Genomic DNA, 16,384 nt, shown 5'->3' with positions numbered 1-16,384 from the left:
CGTCGCGGGGCGGTGTCATGAGAGGTTTCATTCTGAGACTTCTCCGCTGAGGTTGGCGAACTCCTCACCGAGTACGAAGGTCCCGGCCTTCGTCACGCGGTCTCGTCGGCGGTGTGTGACTGTGCGGCGAGGAACGCGTGCACCAGCGGCACCGCGCTCGCGCCCTCACCGCTGGCCGACGCGACCCGCTTCATCGAGCCGCCACGGATGTCGCCGGCGGCGAACACCCCCGGCGCACTCGTCGCCAGGTTCGGTGGCGGCAACTCGCCGGGCCAGTGTTCCTTCGGGACGTCGCGCCCGGTGAGGACGAAACCGCGGTCGTCGGTGGCGATCTGGTCGGGCAGCCAATCGCAATGCGGTTCCGCGCCGATCAGCAGGAACAGCCCGCCCGCCGTCACTCGCTCGGTGGAACCTGTTGACCGGTCGCGTAATCGGAGCCATTCCAGCTGTGCATCGCCACCTCCGTCGACCACTTCCGACGACCCGCGCACGGTGATCCGCGGATGATAGGCGATCTCACCGATCAGGTACTGCGACATCGTTGCCGTCAGGTCGGGCCGACGGATCACGATTGTCACCGAGCGGGCGAACCGCGCCAGATGCACCGCGGCCTGTCCGGCCGAATTGCCGCCACCGACCACGAACACGTCGCGGCCCTCCATCTCGCGGGCCGCCGACATCGCCGCGCCGTAGTTCACGCCGCGGCCCACCAGTTCTTCCAATGCGTGCACGCCGAGGCGGCGGTAGGCCACCCCGCTGCTGATCACCACGGCTCGGGCCAGCACGTCGCCGCCCGCGGTGCAGATACGATGCGGCGCGCCGTCACCGCCGACCTCGAGTCGATCGACCGACCAGCCCGCGTAGAAACGCGCGCCGAACCGCACCGCCTGCGTGCGCGCCCGCTGCGCCAGCCGCATCCCCGAGATACCGCGCGGAAAACCGAGATAGTTGCGGATCATCGAACTCGTGCCCGCCTGCCCGCCGATCGCCTCGGACTCGATCACCACCGTCGAAAGGCCTTCGGAGGCACCGTAAACGGCGGCCGCGAGACCGGCGGGGCCGGCCCCGACAATTGCGAGATCCACCACCTCGTCCTCGTCGACATCCGATGGCCTGCCGTACATCAACGTCGCCACATCCCGGACGGCGTGCGCGACCACCACCTTGTCACGCAATTTGGGGCTCACCGAATGGATCAGCGGGTAGGCGCCCTCGCCGTCCACGAGCGCCATGGCCGTACGACCCTCAGCACTGTCCGGACGGTAGGTGCGGTTGGGCATGCCGGTCCGGTCCAGGAAGTCGCGGATCGACAGCGTCAGCGGTGTCTCGGCGGGGGTGATGATGCGAATCGTGTCGACCACCGGGGTGCCCACGGTGGCTCCCCAATCCGAGAGCATTTCGATGATCGCGTAATGGAACTCCTCGTCGCGTGCTCCGCGCGGCATCAGCAAGAACGTGTCGAACTTGCCCTTCTGCAGCGCGGGCCGCAAGGTGGTGGACTGCTCGGCGAACCGCTCCCATGCGATCACCACCACCCGCCGCGCCGTCGGCACGATGCTGCGGAACGAGCCCATCGCCTCCAGCACCGACATGTCCGGCAGTGCGGAGTCCACGACGATCAGCGCGATCGGCACGCCGTCGGTGGCGAGCCTGCCCAGCGAGACGATGGCCTCGACCGCAGAGCGGGCACACTCGATGCGGTAGTCGCGGCGGTAGCGACCGAACTCGTCGGCCAGCGCGTCGGCGCGCTCGGCGGACACCAGCACGATCGCCGGCGTGGGTGCCGTGTTGTCCTCGGGTGCGACGGACTCGGACTGCCCGGGGTGGGGCTCGGACTGCCCGTCGTGGGCGGGGCCGGTCATCGGCGGCGTCCTCGATGCATGTCACCAGTGTGGCACCGTCGACGAGGCGTGGTTGCGGCCGCGAGGACGCCGCCCGACGATCCGGATGGGTAGGCTGACCGGCATGCGACCCCACGTGGTGATCGTCGGCGCCGGATTCGGCGGGCTCAACGCTGCGCGCCGACTCAAGCGAGCCCCCGTGTCGGTGACCGTGATCGACCGGGGAACCATCCACCTGTTCCAGCCGCTGCTCTATCAGTGCGCCACCGGTTTGCTCTCGGAAGGTTCCATCGCGAGCCCGGTACGGCATCTGCTGCGTCGCCAGCGCAACGCGAACGTGCTGCTCGGGGAGGCCACCGGCGTGGACCCGACCGCCAAGACCCTCACCGTGCTCGGCGCCGACGGCACCTCCACCGAACTGCGTTACGACTACCTGGTGGTGGCCGCAGGCATGCGGACCGCCTATCACGGCAACCACAACGCGGTGACCCATGCCATCGGCATGAAGACACTCGACGACGCCCTGGCCATCCGCCGCCAGATCATCGGTGCCTTCGAGATCGCCGAGACGCTGCCCGACGCCGAACAGCGTCGGGAATGGCTGACTTTCGCGGTGGCCGGCGCCGGGCCGACCGGAGTGGAGCTGGCCGGACAGATCCGGGAACTGGCCACCACCGCACTCGAACGCGAGTTCCGCAGCATCGACCCGAGCGAAGCCCGCGTGCTGCTCTTCCACGGCAGCGACCGCGTGCTGCCGTCGTTCAGTCCGTCGCTGTCGAAGCAGGCACAGAAGTCCCTCGACCGGATCGGGGTGGAAACCCACCTCGGGGTGCACGTGACCGACGTCGGGGAATCCACGGTGCAGACCACGGCGAAGGCCACCGGCGAGGTGACCACCTACGACGCGCGCACCACCCTGTGGACCACGGGAGTGGAGGCGGTGCCCTTCGCCGCCACGCTCGCCGACGCCCTCGGGGTCGAGCAAGGCCATTCCGGAACCATCGAGGTCGGCGACGATCTGACCGTTCCCGGACATCCCGAGATCTTCGTCATCGGCGACATGAGTTCGCACGGCGGGCTTCCCGGCGTCGCGGAGGTGGCCATGCAGGGTGGCTGGTATGTCGGCAATCTCATCCGGTCGCTCACCACCGGTCACACCCACCGAAAGCCGTTCCGCTACCACGATCTCGGGAGCGCGGCCTACATCGCCCGCCGCTCGGCGGTGATGGAGGTGGGCAAGCTGCGGGTGTCGGGAACGCTCGGGTGGTTCGCGTGGGGCGGCATCCACATCACCTTCCTCGCCGGCATCCGCAACCGCACCGGCACCGTGCTCTCCTGGGCGGTCACGATTCTCTCCGACACCCGCGGTGAGCGGGCCATCACCTACGGCGATCCGCGGGTCGCGCGACAGCCCTACGGCGAACACTGATCACTCGACCGGTTTCGTGTTACGCGACTCGGCCGTTCAATTATTCCTTCGGTAACCACCCGGAAACAGTGCGGCGGTGAACTGTCTCTCGTAGCCAGTTGCATCGTTGCCCTTGGCGTACAACCTCTCCCGCCTCTCTCCATTCGCCGTATCACCGCACCCGTCAGGAGCTCTTCGTGTCCAGTTTCGACGAGACCATCACCGAGAACATCGCCAAGTCCCTCGCCGAGATCCCGCATCCGTCGCTACCCAAGGGATCCAACATCTATGGCGCCACCAAGATCTTCCCCGACTATCAGGCCGAGGACGGCGAAACCTACTTCACCCTCGTGCACGGCATCGCGCACGAGTCCTCGGTGTCGTTCGTCGCCGTGCTGCAGGCCACCCGCGCACTGCGCAAGGGGTTCGAATCGGCGATCTACTTCTACGGACCTGGTGCCATCAATTGCCTTGCCACGCGCGGCTTCCCGACCACCGGCGACTCCGGATTCCCCGGCGAACAGAACATCAACAACGCCCTGGAGACCTTCATCGCCGAGGGCGGCACCGTGTTCTGCTGCCGCTTCGGCATGGCCCTGCACGGTGCTCGTGAGGAAGACCTCATCGAAGGCGTGATCCCGGCGCACCCGCTCGACGTGCAGGACGCGGTGATCCACTACGCCCGCAAGGGCGCCATCATCAACTCGACCTACATGGTCTGATCTCCCAGACGTCTGATCCCCGAGGTGATCTCATGACCACACTGGCAGCGGTCGCGGCGAACTTCACCCGCGACCTCGAACAGAACTACGCCGTCATCGCCGACTACACCGCACGAGCCCGCGCCCGCGGGGTGGATCTGCTGGTGTTCCCGGAGGCCGCGATCGGCGGCTACCTCTCGTCGCTGGGCAACCACGGCGACACGGTGCGTACCACCAGCCGGTCGCTGCCCCCCGCGATCCGCCTCGACGGACCCGAGATCGCACGCGTGCAGTCGATCGTCGGTGACATGGTGATCGCCATCGGCTTCTGCGAACTCGCCGACGACGGCGAGACCCGGTACAACGCGGCGGCGGTGCTCGACGGCACACACATCTACGGCAGCTACCGCAAGGTGCATCAGCCACTGGGCGAGAACATGTCGTACTCGTCGGGTTCGGGATACGGGGTGTTCGACACACCCGCCGGACGCGTGGGTCTCCAGATCTGTTACGACAAGGCATTTCCCGAGGCGGCGAGGATCATGGCTCTCGACGGGGCCGAGATCATCGCGAGCCTGTCGGCGTGGCCCGCGGCGCGCACCGCCACCGCGGAGAACCTGCAGGAGGACCGCTGGACCTACCGGTTCAACACCTTCGATGTGGCACGGGCACTGGACAATCAGGTGTTCTGGGTGTCGTCCAACCAGTCGGGGACGTTCGGGTCGCTGCGCTACGTCGGCAACGCCAAGATCGTCGATCCCGGTGGCAACGTGCTGGATTCGACACTACTCGACGAAGGGCTCGCCGTCGCCGACGTCGACATCGCGGGTACCTTCACCGCCATGCGCGGTGGGATGTTCCACCTGCGCGACCGTCGCCCCGACGTCTACGCGACGCTGGCCGAGGTGGATTCCGCGGGCAGCGGTAGCTGGCGGGACCTTGCTCATGCCTGAGATGAATGTGGCCGTCCGCTGGCCCGACGGACGGATTCAGAACTGCTACTCACCGAGTCTCGTGATGCACGATCATCTCGAGGTCGGTGGCCGCTACACCGTTTCGGACTTCACCTCCCGAGCGGGCACCGCGCTGGCCGAAGCGGCCGAGCGGGTGCGCGCAAAGTACGGCTTCGCATGCACGTCCGCGATGGCCAGCGCCGACGAAATCAATTCCACCGCACGTCAATACGCCGACAACGACGTCGTCGAAGTGATCTCGATGCACCCACCGCTACCTGCGTAGCACCCTCCCGATCCGGAGCAACATCATGAGCACATCCCTTCCGACCGCCCGCACTCTCGGGCAGGCACGCGTTCCGGTCCTCGTCGTCGGCGGTGGCCAGGCGGGACTCTCGGTGAGTTGGTATCTCGGCCGCGCGGGTATCGACCACCTGGTGGTGGAGTCGGAGACACCCATGCACGCCTGGCGCGACGCCCGATGGGACAACTTCACCCTGGTCACCCCGAACTGGCACTGCCGGCTGCCCGGGTTCGGCTACGACGGACCCGACCCCGACGGCTTCATGACGCGCGACGAGACCGTCGACTGGCTCGCCCGCTGGCTCGACACGTTCACGCCGCCCTTGCGCTGCCACACCACCGCCACCGGCCTGAGACGGAGTCCCGCAGGCGGATTCGAGGTGACCCTCACCGAATCCGGCGCAACGCACACCGCGCCGGAGACGATCACGGCCGACCATGTCGTGGTCGCCAGCGGTGGCTATCCACTCCCGGTGATCCCACCCTTCGCGTCGGCGCTGACCCCCACCGTCACCCAGATCCACTCCCAGCAGTACCGCAACGCCGCGCAGCTCCCCGACGGCGCAGTGCTGGTGGTGGGCACCGGACAGTCCGGCACCCAGATCGCCGAGGACCTCCACCTCGCCGGCCGACAGGTACACCTCGCCGTCGGCAATGCCCCGCGGGTGGCACGCCGCTACCGGGGCCGCGACTGCATGACCTGGCTGGCCGAGATCGGGCTCTACGACACCCCGGCCGCCCAGTACCCGGGTGGCAAGGCCGCCACCGAGAAGACCAACCACTACGTCACCGGTCGCGACGGCGGTCGCGACGTGGACTTGCGCCAGTTCGCCACCGAGGGCATGAAGCTCTACGGAGCACTCACCGGCGGCAAGGATTCCGCACTCGAATTCTCCCCGACACTCACCGAGGCGCTGGATTACGCCGACTCGGTGTACAACTCGATCTGCTCCGACATCGACCGCTACATCACCGACCGCTACACCAAAGACCAGGGGATCGTGGCGCCCGAACCGTCGCGGTACGAGCCGGTGTGGACACCCGAGGCCGACCCGCTGCACCTCGACCTCGAGGCCGCCGGCATCGGCTCCATCATCTGGGCCATCGGCTACCGCCCCGACTACCGCTGGATCGAGGCGAGCGCCTTCGACGGTGCGGGCCGGCCCATGCAGACGCGGGGTATCACCGAAGTACCCGGACTGAGCTTCATCGGTCTGCCGTGGATGCACACCTGGGGTTCGGGACGATTCCTCGGCCTCGATCGCGACGCCCGCCATGTGGCCGATGCCATCATCCGCGACATCACGTCCTCGCACCTCGCGCCCGTCGCAGCGGTCGGGTGATTGCATGACCGTATCGACCAGAGTCGACCTGGCGCTGCTCGGGATTCGCGGAGCGCCCCCACCTCTGTCCCGTACCGGGGGAGCCGGACCCAGCGACGACGGGCACCTCGTCATCGACGGACGCCACGCTGCCATCCCGCGTAACCCCGACAGCCCGTTCACCGTCGACGGCTCGCGGGTTCTCTACGACGGTATCGACATCGGGATCGAGGCCGCATCGATCGCGCGGCCCAGGTTCTACGATCTGCAGACCGACGACGGCGTCGGCTACGAGAAGATCGCGCGGCTGCACGGGCGGGATGTCCTCGCCACCACCGTGGTTCAGACCTGCATCCGCTACGACGAAGACCAACGCTGCCGCTTCTGCTCCATCGAGGAGTCGCTGCGCAACGGGGACACCGTGGCCGTGAAACGCCCCGCCGACCTCGCCGAGGTGGCGCGGGCCGCCGTCGACCTCGACGGTGTGACCCAGATGGTGATGACCACCGGAACCTCCGGTGGAAAGGACCGCGGCGCACGACATCTCGCCCGATGCGTGCGCGCGGTGAAGGCCGCCATCCCCGAACTGCCGATCCAGGTGCAGTGCGAGCCTCCCGGCGACCTGTCGGTGCTCGCCGACCTGCGCGACGCCGGCGCCGACGCGATCGGCATCCACGTCGAATCTCTCGACGACGACGTACGCCGACGCTGGATGCCCGGGAAATCGACGGTGTCGCTGGCCGAATACCGCGCGGCCTGGGCCGAAGCGGTGCGCGTGTTCGGACGCAACCAGGTGTCCACCTACCTGCTCGTCGGACTCGGCGAGAACATCGACGAGATGATCGACGCCGCAAAAGAACTCGCCAACGGCGGGGTGTACCCGTTCGTGGTGCCGTTCCGGCCGCACCGGGGCACCCTCGCCGTCGAGACCGACGGTGCCACGGCGCCGGATGCGGCCGTGGTGGAGAAGGTGACCCGCGAAGTGGGCGAACACCTTCGGCGCATCGGGATGGCGGGGTCGGATCAGCGGGCCGGATGCGCCGCCTGCGGCGCCTGCAGTGTGCTGCCGGACGTGGGCGCCTGATGGCCGCGCCCGTGTCGCGGCCCGAACTGTCCATCCTGGCCGGCACCCCGCGACCCGAGACCCCTACACGGGCAGCCTTTCTCATCTCCGTGTGCGACGACGCGATCCGGCGCGACGCCTACCGCCGACTGCGCCACCGCGAGTTCGTGGACCGGCAGGGTCTGTTCGAACGGTCCGATCTCGATCACGTCGACGATGATCCGCGCACGGTGGTGCTGCTCGGCACGAGTCCGTCCGGTGCCGTCCTGGGAGGGGTGCGGCTGGCACCTGTCTGTGCACCGGACCTGGGATGGTGGACCGGAAGCCGCCTCGTCGTCGACCCCGGTGCCGACGCCCCCGGTCTGGGGGCGGCGCTGGTGCGCGCCGCGGTGGCATTCGTGGAATCGCGCGGTGTGCTGCGGTTCGAGGCGCGGGTGCAGGACCGCTACGCACCGCTGTTCGGCAGACTCGGCTGGGACGACCGCGGCACCGACCACACCGTCGCCGGGCGGGCGCATCGCAGGATGAGTCACCCGATGCGTCAGATCCGGCGGATCGCGGAGGTCACCAAGTCGATGCTCGGCGGCACCCTGGCGCCGCTGGCCGATCAGCCGGGAGGGCTCGGCCCCGCCGGATTCCGCGGCGACGACGGAGTGCCGATGCCCGGGTCGGACGTGGTGGCGGCCTGCGATGCGATCGTCCCGTCGATGGTCGAACGTGATCCGGAGTGGGCCGGATGGTGCTCGGTGCTGGTGAATCTCAACGATCTCGCCGCGATGGGAGCCCACCCGGCCGGCCTGCTCGACGCCGTGGGGGCACCCGACCGCGCACACCTCGACCGGGTGATCGCCGGCCTGTCCGCGGCCGCCCGCGCGTGGGGGGTGCCCGTTCTCGGTGGACATACCCAGTTGGGGGTGCCGTCATCGCTGGCGGTCACCGCGCTGGGCGCCACCCCGAACCCGGTGCGGGCCGGCGGCGGGCGGGTCGGCGACACCGTGACGATGCTGGCCGATCTGGGCGGCGGCTGGCGCCCCGGCTATCGGGACAAGCAGTGGGACAGCACCAGCACGCGCAGCGCCGATGAGCTCCGGTCGATGAATCATCTTGTGGCGCAGATACAGCCGGCCGCCGCGAAGGATGTGAGCATGGCCGGTCTGGCCGGCACCCTGGGCATGCTGGCCGAGGCCTCGGGTACCGGCGCCGAACTCGACATGAGCGCGATCCCGCGTCCGGCCGACGCCGATCCGGCCGCGTGGCTCACCTGCTTCCCCGGTTTCGCGATGCTGCTCGCCGATCGGCACGCCCACACCGCGGTGAGCGCACCGGTCACCGCGGCGGCGTGCGGGCGTCTCACCGCCGGCACGGGCGTGTACCTGCGGTGGCCCGACGGCGAGCGCACCGAGGCGGTGCCTGCGGGTGTCACCGGCCTCGGGTGTGCGTGACCTAGAGTGCCAGCATGGGAACGGTGACGCTCGGCGCTCTGGCCGCGCATTTCGGACGCGACGTGGAACGCGGAGTGTCCAAGGCGGTCGGCATCATCGAGTCCGCGGCGAGCGACGGCGTGGAGCTGCTCGTGTTTCCCGACGCCAGCATCGGCGGTTACATCGGGGATCTGCGTCACCCCGACCCCACCGAACTACCGCCGGCGCTGCAACCCGACGGCCCCGAGATCGCTGCGCTCATCGCGGCGGCCGGACCGATGACGGTGTGCATCGGCTACACCGAGGCCGCCGGCGGCAACCGGTACAACACGGCGGTCTGCCTGTCCGGAGAAGGGGTGCTCGGCACGCATCGCAAGGTTCACCAGCCCGCCGGTGAGTCACTGGCCTATTCCGCCGGTGATGCCTTCCGCGCCTTCGACACCCCGGTGGGTCGGATCGGCATGCTCATCGACTACGACAAGACGTTTCCCGAGTCGGCGCGCACCCTGGCCCGGCAGGGTGCCCGCATCATCGCCGCGCTCTCGGCGTGGCCGGCCAGCGTCACCGACCGCGCCGCCCGGCTGCCCGCCGACCGTCAGTCGCGGCTCTTCGACCTCTACGACTGCGCCCGCGCGGCCGAGAACCAGGTGTTCGTCGTGTCGTCCAACCAGACCGGGGTGATGGGATCGCTGCGTTTCCTCGGGCAGGCCAAGGTCGTCGGTCCCGGCGGGGACATCCTGCGGACCACCCGGTCCAAGGGCGGGCTGGCCAAGGTGTCGGTCGACGTCGACGCCGAGATCACCCGCGCGCGAAGGGTACTCAATCATCTCGGCGAGCTGCGGCCCGACGCGTACGGGGTGCCCGGCGACGCGCTTCCCGCGGGCGAGCCACGGTGAACCGCGGCACTCCGGGCGACGTACCGCGGGTGGCGTTGCTGACGTACTCCACCAAACCCCGTGGCGGCGTGGTGCACACCCTCAACCTGGCCGAGGCGCTCGCCGCGCTGGGCGTGGACGTGACCGTCGTGACACTCGCGCGAGGCGGCGACGACGGATTCTTCCGTGCGGTCGACCCGGCGGTGACCGTCCGCTACATCGAGTTCGCCGATCAGCCCGGCGACAGCGTCACCGAACGCATCCTGCGCTCGATAGCCCTGATGCGTGAACAGTTCTCACCCGGGGATTTCGACATCGTGCACGCCCAGGACTGCATCAGCGCCAACGCGGTGGGCACGTGCATCCGCACCATCCATCATCTCGACACGTTCACCACCCCGATCCTCGTCGAATGCCACGAGAAGGCGATCGTGAATCCCTATGCGCACATCTGTGTGTCGCGTGCGGTGGCCGACGAGGTGCGGGCCGGGTGGTCGCTGAACCCGACAGTGATCCCCAACGGTGTTGCCGCACAGCGGTTCAGCGCAGCAGCGGGCGACGACGAGCAGGCTGCGTCGGCGCGGGACGCGTGGGAGCGGCAACTCGGGAGATTCGTGCTGGCGGTGGGCGGGATCGAACCACGCAAGGGCAGCGTGGACCTGCTCGAGGCGTTCGCACTGCTGCGGACCCGGCATCCCGACCTCGCCCTCGTCTTCGCAGGTGGCGAGACGCTGTTCGACTATCGCGATTACCGTGCCGGATTCGACCGCCGGGCAGCCGAACTCGGCATCGAACCGGTGATCCTGGGTGCGGTGGACGAGGAGTCGCTGCCGGCGCTGGTGGCCGCCTGCGAGGTGTTCGCGTTCCCGTCGGTCAAGGAGGGTTTCGGGCTGGCCGCGATGGAGGCGCTTGCCGCCGGGCGTCCGGTGGTGGCCCGCGACCTGCCGATCCTGCGTGAGGTGTTCGGCGACACCGTGACCTACGCGCGTGACGTCCCCGAACTCGCCGACCTGCTCGAGCAGGCCCGACAACCCGACGGCGGCCGCCTCGTCGCCGGCCGTGCGCTGGCCGAGTCCCTCACCTGGGAGTCGGCGGCCCGCGCCCACCTCGACTTCTACCGGGCTCATCCCACGCCGTAGCGGGCGTCGAGGGCGGGTCGATCCGTTACGGTCGTCCCATGTTCAGTATCGGAGTGATCGCCGCGGCGCTGGCCGCGGTGGCCTACGGGTTGTCCACCGTGCTGCGTGCCCAGGGGGCACAGGAGGCAGCGACCTCGACCGGAAGCGCCGCCGGGTCGGCGGGCGGAGCGCTCGCCGCCTTCCGGAATCCGACCTTCCTGATCGGCACCCTGATGGTGATGATCGGTTTCGGCGGCGGCGCCATCGCCGCCCGCTTCCTGCCGTTGTTCCTCGCGCAGTCGATCGTCGCGGGCAACCTCGTCGTCACCGCGCTGCTGGGCACCGTGATGCTGCACACCGCGCTGCACGCCCGGCAGTGGGCGGCGATCGCGTTGGTGGTGGTCTCGTTGTTCCTGCTCGGCCTGTCGGCGTCGCAGGAGGCGAAAACGCACGCCGACATGGCATTTCACTGGTGGTTGTTCGGTATCACGGTGACCGTCGCGATCGTGGGCACCGTGATCATGCGCGCGCTGGGAGACCGTGGGGCACTGTTCGGTGGCGCGCTGTCGGGCCTGATGTACGGGGCGCTCGCCGTCTCCGTGCGCGTGCTGCTCGGCGTCGATCCCTTCGACCTGGAGCGGCTGCTCACCGACCCGGCGGCGTGGACCATCGCGATCGCCGGTGCACTCGCGTTCTACATCCAGACGCTCGCGCTGCAGATCGGACCGGTCAACGCGGTCACCGCGGTGCTGGTGGTCGGCGAGACCGGACTGCCGGCCATCGTCGGTGTGCTGTTTCTCGGCGACAAGGCCATCGACGGACTGGAATGGCTTGCGGTGGTGGGTTTCATCGGGGCCATCGCGGGTGCGAGCCTGGTGGCGTGGTTCACCACCACCGGCGACGAGCCCGGACATGAATCCGGTGACCCCGCCGTCGCAGCCTAGACTGAACCGATGAGCACCGACGAGATCATCGAAACGATCCTGCGTCAGTACGACACGATCACCGTCGTCGGCGCGAGTGCGAATCCGGCCAAGCCGTCCAACGAGGTCCCGGCCTACATGAAGGACCACGGCTGGCGGATCATCCCGGTGAATCCGACGGCCACCGAGATCGTCGGGGAGACGGTGTATCCGAGCCTGGCCGAGGTGCCCGAGCAGGTGGATTTCGTGGACGTGTTCCGGCCCGCGGCCGACGCCCCCGACATCGCCCGCCAGGCCGTCGCGGCCGGGGCCGGGGCCCTGTGGCTGCAACTGGGCATCGTCTCGCCGCAGGCCCGGCGGATCGCCGAGGAGGCCGGGTTGCTCTACGTCGAGGATCGCTGTCTGAAGATCGAGCAGCGCCGGACCCGGATCACACCGGCCGGGCGATGAACGGTCCGGCCGGACTGCCGCTTGCGCTGCTGTTCGTCGCCTTCCTGCTCACCTTCCTCATCACGCGGACCATCACCCGACTGATCCGTGCCGGTAAGGGTCCGTTCCGCAACAACGTCGCGGGCGGCGTGCACATCCACCACGCGGTACCGGGGATCGTGTTGCTGATCGTCGGGGCCGTCACGTCGGTCGCCGCCGACGGTCACAGTCCGGCCGGGGAGATCGCCGCGGTGCTGATCGGGGTGGGGGCATCCCTGGTGCTCGACGAGTTCGCGCTCATCCTGCATCTGCAGGACGTGTACTGGTCGGGTGAGGGGCAACTGTCGGTGCAGGTGGTCTCCCTCGCGTTGGCGGTCCTCGGGTTGCTGGCCCTCGGCATCAACCCGTTGACCACCGCCGACGACGACACCCGGTCGGCCTACGGCACCGCCGCATTCGTCGTCGTACTCGTCATCCACCTCGGCTGCGTCCTGCTGTGCGTGGCCAAGGGCAAGTATTCGACGGCGGTGGTCGGCGCCTTTCTCCCGCCGGTGGCCTGGGTGGGTGCCGCGCGGCTGGCACGCCCGCATTCACGCTGGAGCAGGCGACATTACTCGACCGCCAAACAGGAGCGTGCGCAGCGCCGCGCATCCGGTTTCGACGCACGGTTCGGCAAGTGGGGGCTGACCGTCGCCGACCTCGTGGCCGGCCGCCCCTCGACGCCGGACCCGTCACACCCGTCCTGACCCGACAACCCACGTCCTGGCGCGCGCAACAGAGGCCACCGTCAATCAGTTGCGTGCGATCGAATAAGATGGGTGAAGGTGGTACCGAACGGCGAAGGGACCGACATGGCCGCGCAGCAGCCCGAGATCGACGACAATCCCCTGCAACTCGAACGGCAGGTGTGTTTCGCACTGGCGCTGGCCAACCGGTCGGTGCTGCGCATCTATCGGCGTCTCCTCGATCCGCTGGGCCTCACCCATCCGCAGTACATGGTGATGCTGGCGCTGTGGGAGTCGCATCCACGATCGGTCAAGGACCTCGGAATCGTGCTGCAACTCGACTCCGCGACGCTCTCGCCGCTACTCAAACGACTGCAGCGAACGGGCCTGATCGTGCGCACGCGACGCGACGACGACGAACGCAACGTCGACATCGACCTCACCGCCGAGGGGACGGCACTGCGTGAGCGGGCCCTGTCGATACCCGGTGCTGTGGTCGATGCGCTCGGCGTGCCGCTCGACGATCTCGACGAGCTTCACGATGTGCTGACACGCGTCAATGCGGCGGCCGTGCGCGCCGACGTCCGCGACTGAGCTCCATCCGGCTATGGTCGAAGTGTGTCCGCATGCGACGGGGCACCTGACCAGGGGAGCGCAGCATGGTAGCCGCCATCGTGATCGGAGTGACCGTCCTCGTTGCCCTGTTCATCCTTGGTGGCGCGGCCTGGTTTGCGTTCGATTCCGACAAACGGGTTCGCAAATTCGCCCGCTCCACCGACCTCATTCCCGGGCGGCCCGGCCGCGCGCCGCAGGAGTGGACCACCTCGACCTCGCTGGAGGCGCGACTGCACAGGCGCATTCGTTACGCGATCGCCGACGTGCATCAGAATCCCGCGATTCCGCACGACCAGGGACTCATGGCCGAACGTGATCGCCTCGACTCCGCGGTCTTCGACCTCGACGACAAGCTGATCGCCGCCGCCGAACTCCCGGACGACGACAAATCGGTGGAACTCGAGCGGATCGAGTCGGCGATCAAGCAACTCGAGGAATTGCCCAAGAAGTTGTGGGAGGCGCCTGCCGATCAGCAACGCACCGACATCGACGACGTGATCGCGTCGATCGCGCGGGTCTGATCCGGCCGCAGGCTCATTCGGTCATCTCGATCAGAGTCCGGATGGTGCGTAGGTTGCGCCCTGTGCCCTGCACCCCGAGTCCGCGCGCGATGGCGGGCGCGGTCAGCGCGGACTTCCCCGCACCGGCCTGATAGCGGATGTGCAGATCGCTGCCGATCACGTGCAACTCGTCGTCGCCGAAGTCCTTGTCGGCGAACGACTTCACCCGGTCGGCGGTGGGTGTGCCGGTGAGAAAGTACACGTAGGAGTACTTCTCGTCGGCGACCTCGAACGGATGCGCGGCCAGCGCGTCGATCAGGTCGTCGTGCGAGCGGCTGATCACCTCACGGAAGAAGCCGTACCGCTGCTCGATCGCCTTCTCCAGCGTCCGGTCGAAATGCTCGGGCGTGCCGGGCGGGGTGCATATCAGGTTGCCCGATGCGATGTACGTCGTGACCTCGGTGGCGCCGAGATCGCTTGCCATGCTGCGTAATTCGGCCATCGGCAGCTTGGCGCCGCCGACATTGACCGCCCGGATCAGAACTGCGCGCCGCCCCATCCGCGATGCCTCAGATCACCACCGGGCGCGGTGGCGGTTCGGGCTCGGGTGGTCCCGGCTGCGGTATCGGCTCCGGCTCGGGAACCGGGATGGGCGGCTCGGGCGGCGGCTCGGGAATCGGGGCCGGTGCCGGCGTGGGTTCCGGCGGGGGCGGTGGAGGCGGTACTGGCTGACTCATCGTCTGCGATCCTCTCCGCGGACCACGCGGATGCGGGTCCGCTGTGTCCGACGGTACGCGAGCACCCGCCCGGCGGCCACGAGAGTGCCGTGCGCTGGGCGGATCCTTGGGTGCGGATCGTTGAGCGTGAAACGATCAGCGGAACGCCGCGAGGTCGGTGCGGATCAGCATCACGTTGTAGTCGTCCCAGCGGGACGCGACGAAATAGAGGAACTGCCCGCCCGATCCCGGATAGATGGAAGGCGCGTACAGACCGGCGGTCTGCGACGCCGGCACGACGACCCGCGGATTCGACCACGGTCCGGCCGGGGTGGGAGCGCTACGGAAGGTGATGTTGCCGGTGTTCTCGGTGAGCATCACGAAACGCCCGAGATAGCTGTTGTAGGCGACCGACAACTCGGCGACCGGCGCGGTGACCACCGGCACGGCGTCGGCCGGATGCGGCGACCACTGATAGCCGGAACCGCCGCGGAAGTACTCGTAGCGGGAGAGGTCGAGGATGTCGCCGGGCCGGAAACGTGAAATGTAGGCGGGACCCTGCCGGCCGCTTGGCGTGCCGTACTGGTAGACGTAGTCGCCGCTGCGGACGAAGGCACCCATCTGGAATCGGCTGTTGCCGTCGGCGACCTGCGGCACCCCGGGCAGGCCGAGGTCGAGGTTCCACCGCCGGGTGTCGGCGTCGAGGCCCCAGGTCTGGCCGTTGTCGCGCGACACCGCGATGGCCGAGTAGTTGGTGGTCCAACGGCCGGGGCCGGGCCCCCACCGGTGGATCGACATCATGTTGACGTACTGCACACCGCCGATGGAGATCGCGCCCGTCGGGATCACGCCGACCTCGATGTTGCGCACAGCCACCGCGTTGACCATGGGCTGCGCGAACGTCGGGTGAGCCGCGGTGACCGAGGCGCCCGACCGGATCACACCCGGGATCGCGTCGGGAAAGGTGACGCCCTTGTCGAGGTCGGAGTTGCCGTTGGCGCGCAGCATCGTGTTGTGCCGCCACACCATCTGGCCGGCGCATTTACCCCAGGTGTCACCGAAGGCCATCAGCACCTGCCCCGAGCCGTTGTCCCAGGGGAGGCCGACGTCGGTGGAGGTGATCGAGAAGCGGGTGTCGGTGTGGTTGGGGCTGCGCGGACCGGTGACCCATTGGATCGCCTTGTTCGGCTTGGTCAGCGTGACCAGCGGTCCCTGCGGCTTCTTGCCCTCGGCCCGGTAGCTGCCGAAGTCCACGCTGCCCAGGCCGATGTCGGAGGAACCGCTGCTGCCGGTGCTGCCGACGTCGCCGCCGGTGAAGCCGTTCGCATTGCAGATCGAGGCATGTGCGGGTGCCGACACCGCGGTGGCGCCTGTCGCCGCCACACCGATCGCCACCGCGAGGACGGCACCTCGACGCAGCATTCGTCCCCGGGACATCGCGGCCCGACTCTTCATGTGACACCTCGCCTCG

At 68.6% G+C, this 16,384-nt stretch carries 17 protein-coding genes; 14 read left to right on the top strand and 3 right to left on the bottom strand.

What is annotated here, in order from left to right; all coding sequences use genetic code 11:
- Nucleotides 1-92 precede the first annotated feature (92 nt).
- Nucleotides 93-1,862 (bottom strand): FAD-dependent oxidoreductase, encoded by a 1,770-nt coding sequence (locus tag ACWDTD_RS14145; protein ID WP_449747750.1) that lies wholly within the window; start codon nt 1,860-1,862, stop codon nt 93-95.
- 103 nt (nt 1,863-1,965) lie between these two features.
- Between ACWDTD_RS14145 and ACWDTD_RS14140 the strand changes: the two genes are divergently transcribed.
- From ACWDTD_RS14140 to ACWDTD_RS14075, 14 genes are all read left to right on the top strand, one after another.
- Nucleotides 1,966-3,270, top strand: coding sequence for an NAD(P)/FAD-dependent oxidoreductase (locus ACWDTD_RS14140; RefSeq protein WP_449747749.1), 1,305 nt, complete (start codon nt 1,966-1,968; stop codon nt 3,268-3,270).
- Between the two features lie 176 nt (nt 3,271-3,446).
- Complete coding sequence (locus ACWDTD_RS14135; RefSeq protein ID WP_449747748.1) at nt 3,447-3,971, top strand: MSMEG_0572/Sll0783 family nitrogen starvation response protein; 525 nt, start codon at nt 3,447-3,449, stop codon at nt 3,969-3,971.
- A 32-nt stretch (nt 3,972-4,003) separates the two neighbouring features.
- Nucleotides 4,004-4,903: a carbon-nitrogen hydrolase family protein gene (locus ACWDTD_RS14130; protein WP_449747747.1), complete on the top strand. Its 900-nt coding sequence runs from the start codon at nt 4,004-4,006 to the stop codon at nt 4,901-4,903.
- Complete coding sequence (locus ACWDTD_RS14125; protein ID WP_449747746.1) at nt 4,896-5,189, top strand: MSMEG_0570 family nitrogen starvation response protein; 294 nt, start codon at nt 4,896-4,898, stop codon at nt 5,187-5,189. The genes ACWDTD_RS14130 and ACWDTD_RS14125 overlap by 8 nt, the downstream gene beginning before the upstream one ends.
- 25 nt (nt 5,190-5,214) lie before the next feature.
- On the top strand, nt 5,215-6,549 hold the full coding sequence (locus ACWDTD_RS14120; RefSeq protein ID WP_449747745.1) for an MSMEG_0569 family flavin-dependent oxidoreductase: 1,335 nt from the start codon (nt 5,215-5,217) through the stop codon (nt 6,547-6,549).
- Nucleotides 6,550-6,553: 4 nt separating this feature from the next.
- Entirely contained in the window at nt 6,554-7,612 is a 1,059-nt protein-coding gene (locus ACWDTD_RS14115) for an MSMEG_0568 family radical SAM protein (protein WP_449747744.1), read from the top strand.
- A complete protein-coding gene (locus tag ACWDTD_RS14110) occupies nt 7,612-9,033 on the top strand; it encodes an MSMEG_0567/sll0787 family protein (protein WP_449747743.1) in 1,422 nt (473 codons plus the stop codon). Before ACWDTD_RS14115 ends, ACWDTD_RS14110 begins: the two co-directional genes overlap by 1 nt.
- Nucleotides 9,034-9,047: 14 nt before the next feature.
- A complete protein-coding gene (locus ACWDTD_RS14105; RefSeq protein WP_449747742.1) occupies nt 9,048-9,908 on the top strand; it encodes a carbon-nitrogen hydrolase family protein in 861 nt (286 codons plus the stop codon).
- Nucleotides 9,905-11,026 (top strand): MSMEG_0565 family glycosyltransferase, encoded by a 1,122-nt coding sequence (locus ACWDTD_RS14100; RefSeq protein WP_449747741.1) that lies wholly within the window; start codon nt 9,905-9,907, stop codon nt 11,024-11,026. The genes ACWDTD_RS14105 and ACWDTD_RS14100 overlap by 4 nt, the downstream gene beginning before the upstream one ends.
- 38 nt (nt 11,027-11,064) lie before the next feature.
- Nucleotides 11,065-11,949, top strand: coding sequence for a hypothetical protein (locus ACWDTD_RS14095; RefSeq protein WP_449747740.1), 885 nt, complete (start codon nt 11,065-11,067; stop codon nt 11,947-11,949).
- A 9-nt stretch (nt 11,950-11,958) separates the two neighbouring features.
- The gene (locus ACWDTD_RS14090; protein WP_449747739.1) at nt 11,959-12,378 is read left to right on the top strand and encodes a CoA-binding protein; all 420 of its coding nucleotides are present in this window, start codon (nt 11,959-11,961) and stop codon (nt 12,376-12,378) included.
- A complete protein-coding gene (locus ACWDTD_RS14085; protein ID WP_449747738.1) occupies nt 12,375-13,103 on the top strand; it encodes a hypothetical protein in 729 nt (242 codons plus the stop codon). Before ACWDTD_RS14090 ends, ACWDTD_RS14085 begins: the two co-directional genes overlap by 4 nt.
- 105 nt (nt 13,104-13,208) lie before the next feature.
- Complete coding sequence (locus ACWDTD_RS14080) at nt 13,209-13,676, top strand: MarR family winged helix-turn-helix transcriptional regulator (RefSeq protein WP_449747831.1); 468 nt, start codon at nt 13,209-13,211, stop codon at nt 13,674-13,676.
- A 65-nt stretch (nt 13,677-13,741) separates the two neighbouring features.
- Nucleotides 13,742-14,218, top strand: a complete 477-nt coding sequence (locus ACWDTD_RS14075) for a hypothetical protein (protein ID WP_449747737.1) — start codon at nt 13,742-13,744, stop codon at nt 14,216-14,218.
- Nucleotides 14,219-14,231: 13 nt separating this feature from the next.
- Here the strand turns inward: ACWDTD_RS14075 and ACWDTD_RS14070 are convergent, their stop codons facing one another.
- Together ACWDTD_RS14070 and ACWDTD_RS14065 are read right to left on the bottom strand one after the other, a co-directional pair.
- Entirely contained in the window at nt 14,232-14,756 is a 525-nt protein-coding gene (locus ACWDTD_RS14070) for a DUF1697 domain-containing protein (RefSeq protein WP_449747736.1), read from the bottom strand.
- Between the two features lie 313 nt (nt 14,757-15,069).
- Complete coding sequence (locus ACWDTD_RS14065; protein WP_449747735.1) at nt 15,070-16,368, bottom strand: DUF4185 domain-containing protein; 1,299 nt, start codon at nt 16,366-16,368, stop codon at nt 15,070-15,072.
- Nucleotides 16,369-16,384 lie beyond the last annotated feature (16 nt).

The organism is Gordonia sp. NPDC003425 (genome assembly GCF_053588635.1).
The sequence above is the reverse complement of the archived record's forward strand: the minus strand, read 5'-3'. Positions and strand labels throughout refer to the sequence as shown.

What these genes read in the sequence shown, in the direction of transcription:
- ACWDTD_RS14125 (WP_449747746.1), top strand. Translation starts at nt 4,896, where the DNA reads ATGCCTGAGATGAATGTGGCCGTCCGCTGGCCCGACGGACGGATTCAG.
- ACWDTD_RS14095 (WP_449747740.1), top strand. Translation starts at nt 11,065, where the DNA reads ATGTTCAGTATCGGAGTGATCGCCGCGGCGCTGGCCGCGGTGGCCTAC.
- ACWDTD_RS14085 (WP_449747738.1), top strand. Translation starts at nt 12,375, where the DNA reads ATGAACGGTCCGGCCGGACTGCCGCTTGCGCTGCTGTTCGTCGCCTTC.
- ACWDTD_RS14115 (WP_449747744.1), top strand. Translation starts at nt 6,554, where the DNA reads ATGACCGTATCGACCAGAGTCGACCTGGCGCTGCTCGGGATTCGCGGA.
- ACWDTD_RS14130 (WP_449747747.1), top strand. Translation starts at nt 4,004, where the DNA reads ATGACCACACTGGCAGCGGTCGCGGCGAACTTCACCCGCGACCTCGAA.
- ACWDTD_RS14080 (WP_449747831.1), top strand. Translation starts at nt 13,209, where the DNA reads ATGGCCGCGCAGCAGCCCGAGATCGACGACAATCCCCTGCAACTCGAA.
- ACWDTD_RS14090 (WP_449747739.1), top strand. Translation starts at nt 11,959, where the DNA reads ATGAGCACCGACGAGATCATCGAAACGATCCTGCGTCAGTACGACACG.
- ACWDTD_RS14120 (WP_449747745.1), top strand. Translation starts at nt 5,215, where the DNA reads ATGAGCACATCCCTTCCGACCGCCCGCACTCTCGGGCAGGCACGCGTT.
- ACWDTD_RS14105 (WP_449747742.1), top strand. Translation starts at nt 9,048, where the DNA reads ATGGGAACGGTGACGCTCGGCGCTCTGGCCGCGCATTTCGGACGCGAC.
- ACWDTD_RS14110 (WP_449747743.1), top strand. Translation starts at nt 7,612, where the DNA reads ATGGCCGCGCCCGTGTCGCGGCCCGAACTGTCCATCCTGGCCGGCACC.
- ACWDTD_RS14145 (WP_449747750.1), bottom strand. Translation starts at nt 1,862, where the DNA reads ATGACCGGCCCCGCCCACGACGGGCAGTCCGAGCCCCACCCCGGGCAG.
- ACWDTD_RS14140 (WP_449747749.1), top strand. Translation starts at nt 1,966, where the DNA reads ATGCGACCCCACGTGGTGATCGTCGGCGCCGGATTCGGCGGGCTCAAC.
- ACWDTD_RS14070 (WP_449747736.1), bottom strand. Translation starts at nt 14,756, where the DNA reads ATGGGGCGGCGCGCAGTTCTGATCCGGGCGGTCAATGTCGGCGGCGCC.
- ACWDTD_RS14065 (WP_449747735.1), bottom strand. Translation starts at nt 16,368, where the DNA reads ATGAAGAGTCGGGCCGCGATGTCCCGGGGACGAATGCTGCGTCGAGGT.
- ACWDTD_RS14075 (WP_449747737.1), top strand. Translation starts at nt 13,742, where the DNA reads ATGGTAGCCGCCATCGTGATCGGAGTGACCGTCCTCGTTGCCCTGTTC.